The 5,532-nt window shown below is 65.2% G+C and carries 5 protein-coding genes; all 5 read right to left on the minus strand.

Annotation, left to right across the window (positions count from 1 at the left end):
- The coding region (locus tag MJD61_20405; GenBank protein MCG8557625.1) for a hypothetical protein at positions 1 to 1,156 on the minus strand (1,156 nt) is incomplete at its 3' end.
- 86 nt (positions 1,157 to 1,242) lie between these two features.
- Positions 1,243 to 2,469, minus strand: a complete 1,227-nt coding sequence (locus MJD61_20410) for a hypothetical protein (GenBank protein MCG8557626.1) — start codon at positions 2,467 to 2,469, stop codon at positions 1,243 to 1,245.
- A 128-nt stretch (positions 2,470 to 2,597) separates the two neighbouring features.
- Entirely contained in the window at positions 2,598 to 3,404 is an 807-nt protein-coding gene (locus MJD61_20415; GenBank protein ID MCG8557627.1) for a hypothetical protein, read from the minus strand.
- A 168-nt stretch (positions 3,405 to 3,572) separates the two neighbouring features.
- Positions 3,573 to 4,001: a hypothetical protein gene (locus MJD61_20420; GenBank protein ID MCG8557628.1), complete on the minus strand. Its 429-nt coding sequence runs from the start codon at positions 3,999 to 4,001 to the stop codon at positions 3,573 to 3,575.
- Between the two features lie 199 nt (positions 4,002 to 4,200).
- The coding region (locus MJD61_20425; protein ID MCG8557629.1) for a hypothetical protein at positions 4,201 to 5,532 on the minus strand (1,332 nt) is incomplete at its 5' end.

A 5,532-nucleotide genomic window follows, 5' to 3' on the forward strand; every position in this document is an offset into this window, starting at 1 on the left:
TCGGCAAGGGGCACGCCAGCCCCTTTACGCTGCGAAGCTTCATCAAGGGCTTGAAACGCTGTCCCCCGTCCTCGGACAGCCCCAGCTCGAAACCGTGCGCTCGCTCGCTCAGGCACGCGTACAGACCGCGTCGGGTCCAGGTCAGGCATTGCACGACGCCGCCGAACACCTTGCGGAACACCAGGTCGCGTGTCGACGCCTTCCAGATGCCCAGCCGCTCGCAGTCGATGTTGCGGGGTCGAGGGGGCAAGCCGAAACCGATCGCGAGCTCGCTGCCGTCGGGCGACAGCGCAAAGCCGGCCATCACGGCCTTGCCCTCGAGCACGCTCTGCCAGTCGCGCCCGCCGTTCGACGAGACCAACAAACGGTCCTGTCCTGGACCGTGGACTCGCACGTAGACGGTGTTCGGGTCGGCAGGCGCTACCGCCGAAAGGTAGGGAATACCGAACAAGCCGGTATGAGGCACGGGCAGCACGCTCCAGTTGGCTGCCCGGTCGTCGCTTCGCAAGAGCACGCCTTGGAACTTGGATCCGGAGCGATCCAGGGCGCTGATGTAGATGCGCCCGCGGTCGCTGGGCGCAGCGTCGAACGCCGTGGGCAGCAGGTCGAGCTCGGCCGGTAAGCCCGGGCCAAGCTCCTGCCAAAGGGCGCCGTTATCGCGGCTCTGCCAGAGCCTGTGCCGGAAGCTGCGATCGGGTTGCTGCCTGGTCGCGAGCGCCAGGCCGTGCACTCGCTGCCCAGGGTCTACCGTGACGTCGATGATCTCCATGTCGCTGACACCACCCGGAGCCAAGCTCCAGCTGCAGCCGTCTTCGGGCGCTAGCGCCAGCCCCCCGAACAGGCCGGCCATCAGGTTGCCGTTTCCGAACAGGCCGAGCACCGGGTCTTGGTTGCTTCCATAGCCCACAGCCTCCTCGCAAATGAGCGACCAGCTCGTTCCCGCGTCCCGGGTGACGAGCAACCCGTACGTTGCCCTCACGATCAGGTGCCTGGAATCGCGTGGATCCTCGATGACCTGCTGCGCCGCCGGATAGCGCCCGTTGGCCAGCGCGTGAGGGGGCAAAAAGAAACCGGCCAAGGTGCAGCCACACGTCAGGGCCACGAACGCTGCGCGGCAAGCACCGCCCGTCCAGTCACCTATTGCCCGTCCACTCACCGCTCGAAATCCCCTGTTCCGGGCTGCCCGCATGCGGCGCATCCCGCACCACCCAGTACTCGCCTGAAGTCCCCAAAGCCAAAGCGCTAGCGGCAGGTCTTGATGCACCACATGTCGGACCCCACGGCAGTGCACACACCTTGAACCGTGTGGCACGCCGGGGTGTCGCTGCAGGGCGGAGGCAGTCCCCCCACCTTGAGCCCGCAGAAACGAATGCCTGGTATCCGGCTGTTGGTCGTGCAGACACCCGACCGGCAGCCTTCAGGAAAGCCTCCCTGACCGGGAAAGCCGCCATGACCACCGACGCCTGCGATGCCCCCCTGACCTGCGATACCGCCCTCACCACCGGAACCACCCGAGCCACCGCCACCCGTGCCGCCTTGGCCACTGGTAGCACCGCTGCCAGCTGCGCCGCCTTGCCCCGTGGAACCGGATTGACCCGTGAAGCCCGCGATGCCTGCAACGCCGCCTTCGCCCCCGGCGCCACCCCGACCGCTCGCGCCGGCCTGGCCTGCGCCCGACCCACCCGCGCCAGCCGCGCTGCCGTCGCACGGCCCAGGCGTCTCGCAGCCGTTGAACGCGTCGCCGTCGCAGTCGAAGTGTCCATCCGGGCACCAGACGAGCGTGCACACGCCGCTGACGCAGCGGGAATCGCCGATTTGCGGGTTGCACTCAACGCCACAGCCGCCGCAATGGTGGTTGAATCTCAGTAGATCAAAGGCACACGTCCCCCGGCTCGAGTTGCAGATGGCTCGGCCCGGCGGACAACCATCGCTGCCGCCGATACCCGGACAGTGCTCGGTCGACTCGCAGCCGTTGCGCGCGATGCCATCGCAGTTGAAGTGCCCGGGAGGACACCAGATCAGCCGGCACACCCCGCTCACGCACTTCGCACCCGCGTTCGGGTACTCGCACGCCGCACCGCAGGCACCGCAGTGCTGCGTCGAACGGGATAGATCCGTCTCGCAGCCGCTGAAGCGGTCGCAGTCGGCGCGGCCGGGCTTACAGGCCGCCGCGCCACCCTCACCAGCGCGCCCGCCGCCCACCCCGCCTTGGCCAGCCTGACCCGCGCCCCCTTGGCCTGTGCTCCAAGCGCCGACGCCACCAATACCGCCTTCACCCGCGGTTCCAGCGTCCACGCCATCCACGCCCGGTTGCCCGGCGATCGGATGCACCACGCCGGAATCCCCCGCGCCGCCGCCCGCCGCCCCGCCCGTGCCAGCCTGTCCTGCACTGGCGCCTGCACCGATTCCGGCGCTGCCGAAATCGACGCCGGTGCGGCCACCCCCACAGGCTTGCAATGCGGACAACACCACCGCAAACGATACTACTTGCCACAGATGGCCAGCATACAATCGTCGCATGGAGAAACGGGGGCGCCGCAAGTACACCGCCAAGCATACGCAGCGTCTAGCGGAGTACGCAGCGTACATCGAGCCAGCTAACCGCACTGCCTGATGCACCACCTTTCCAAGCCAACGATCGTGCAGACGCCTCGGATGGCGTTGCACCGAAGGTCGTGGCAGAGTGGAGGCACCATGTTCGCCAGGGGGGAACAATACCGGATACCCGGCACCCGAGAGTGGGACGTGCAGACAAATCCTGGCAAGCAGCCTCCTATGCCTGCCTGACCCCCCGTGCCCCCGGTCCCGCCTACACCTCCCTGCCCCGCGACACCCCCGACGCCGCCTATGCCTCCCTGACCCTCCCCGCAGGTCTTGATGCACCACATCTCAGACCCCACTGCAGTGCACACGCCTTGAACCGAGTGGCACGCCGGGGTGTCGCTGCAAGGCGGAGGCAGCCCTCCCACCTTGAGCCCGCAGAAGCGAACGCCGGGTATGCGGTCGTTGCTCGTGCAGACACCCGCCCGGCAACCTCCAGGAAAGCCTGCCTGACCGGGATAGCGGCCAGCAATGCCACCCGTGCCACCACCTAAACCGCTGGCGCCCCCGAAGCCACCGAAACCGCCCACACCCGCACCCAAACCGCCCGAGCCACCGGCGCCCGTCTGGCCACTGAAGCCGCCGGATGCACCACCAGTACCACCAATGCCGCCGGCGGCGCCCCAGGCCCCTGCCCCACCGGCGCCCCCGAGACTGCGGGTCCCAGCCGATCCGCTGCCAGAGTTGCCGGCAGCTCCGGCGGTGATCGTCCTGGCGCCGCAGCCCGCCAGGGCCATGCAACCCGTCGCAAGCCAGACGGCGATAGGGGATGTCCACGTGCACCAAGCTCGGTCTCTGGGCATCGCTAAGCTCCACCGTTGGCTGCCAGCGCAGCACCTAATCGGTTCAGTGGCATCGGGACCAGACTCGCACGACCGTCGGGTTCGAAGCAGCGAAGAGGTCCGGACATCGTTGATTCGTTGCAGAACTATACCCCGAATGTCCAAACGACCAAATGTCCGATTCGAGCTCTACGGATTGACCGGTGGCACGTCGGGTACCATGGGGTTGGGGTGGAGAAAACCAGGCACGTACCCGTCTTCGGTCTGCTCGATGTTGTAGCTCAACAAATACACGTTACAAACGCCCGGGGGCTCGGGGATGGCGGGGATAGCCCCCGAGGGTCCGCCACTGGACACCCAAAGATGCAGACGAAACGTCTGGTTGGCCTGACAAGCGACATCCAAAGTATAATCCAGGGAAGTTCCCCCACCGTGCCACGTGGTTCCGCCGTTATTCGCGCCTAACGTGTGCGGTACGCACAAGTTGGGGTTGTCCGGCCCCGACCAGCAATACCACAGCACGTACGGGTCCCGAACGCCGACCTCGGTCCGCAGTGTTGCCCGCGCCCGAAGGTACTGCTGCACCCCCGGAGTGCCTTCCTCGCACGTGGCTGTCACGACGAAGCGGTCGTGATCGGGACAGAACGAGCTCGCGTTTCCAAGGCAATTGACGCAGGTGTTGCTGGCAAGGTCGCAGAAGTGACCGGGATCGCATCCCTGGTGGCAGAATTTGTAGAACCCGTGCGGCTGTGGCCAGGTGCTGAAAGGGTGAGGGGTTATGCGACCGGTGATGACCCCGGACGGACCATTGAGAGGGCTACCTTGATGGAAATCGAGCCAAGGCCCCCAGAACGCTTCCACGTCTGTGGGACAGTGCGGACCCACTGGGGGGGGGCGGCGGATCAGGGTAGCTCCCAACGCAATAGTTGTATCCATCATTGAAAGGGTCGTCGTCCTGATACGTAGCGTTTATCGCGGACTCGGTATACTCGCCTTGCGCGCCTTGGTATTTGGTCTTGTACTGGTACAACGGATCCCCTGGATTGAGAGCGAGGTTGTCGATCACGGCTTGGATGTGCTTGCGCAAGCGGCAAGGCGCTTCGAAACTCGGATAGATATGTTGGTTCAGCCAGGTGACGTAGATCGGGCTCGTCTGGACACGTGGGGCACGCAGACTGACCCAGGCTCCCCGATGCCACTGTCCGGGGTTCGGGCCGATCGTGAACTGGCACTGGTGGTACTGCGGTTGCCCCGCATTGCCATTCCATTGGCAGTTGGGCTTGACCTCCCCGTTGACCAGCACTTCGATCAGGCCACTCTCGACAAGTTGCGTCCAAGCCCGAAAGTAGAGTACTTGCCCCTGGTGTTGAGGGCCCACATCGAGCGTATCGCCGATGTGCTTGACATCGTTGGGGCTGCTGCCCACCCATGCGTCCAGATTCGCCTTGGTGTCCTGGTCGTACACGGCCTGGGTGCGGCCCCAGCGAATACCGTCAAGGTACTTGGCGAAGGTCAGCGGGCCGGTGTCCACCAGAACGCCCGTGCGTAACTGGCCGATTTGTCGCTGAAAGCACCTGTTGTCGCTTCCGCCCACGATCGCGATGCGGAAACCGCTATTCTGCAGGTCGCTCCACAGCTGCCACGCAGCACGACTCAGCGGCATCGTAACCTCGCCGAGGCCCCGCCCGGGGGTCTCCACAGCCATGAACGATATCTTCGCGTTGGCGATCCCGAGCTGAATAGGAAGCTCAAGGGGGGTCAAACCTATGCCATGCCATGACTGGTTCAGGCTCCAGTTGGAGGTATGGTTCACGCCGATGACTTCTGCGCCATGCTCCTCAGCCCACCTGGTGATGTCTAAGCCACTGGCGAAATCCAGCTGAGGCGGACAGTTCGCGCTTCCGGGACAGGGGCCCATCGAGGTGAGGTCGTTCAGGCCGAGCGCGGTGATGTGGCCCATTTGGCTTGACAGCCACCCCGATACCTCCAGATCGTAGTGTATGATCCTGCCATTCTGAGTGATGTCCTGATTGTTAAGCAAGTCCCATTCTTCCCAGGTACGGAAGCGCCCCGGCTGCATATCTCCGCCGGTCGAGTGCCACACGAGCACGTCGGCTACATCGAGACCCCGTTTCGCCATCGCATCGAA

Source organism: Pseudomonadota bacterium, from assembly GCA_022361155.1.
Lineage (GTDB): Bacteria > Myxococcota_A > Polyangia > Polyangiales > JAKSBK01 > JAKSBK01.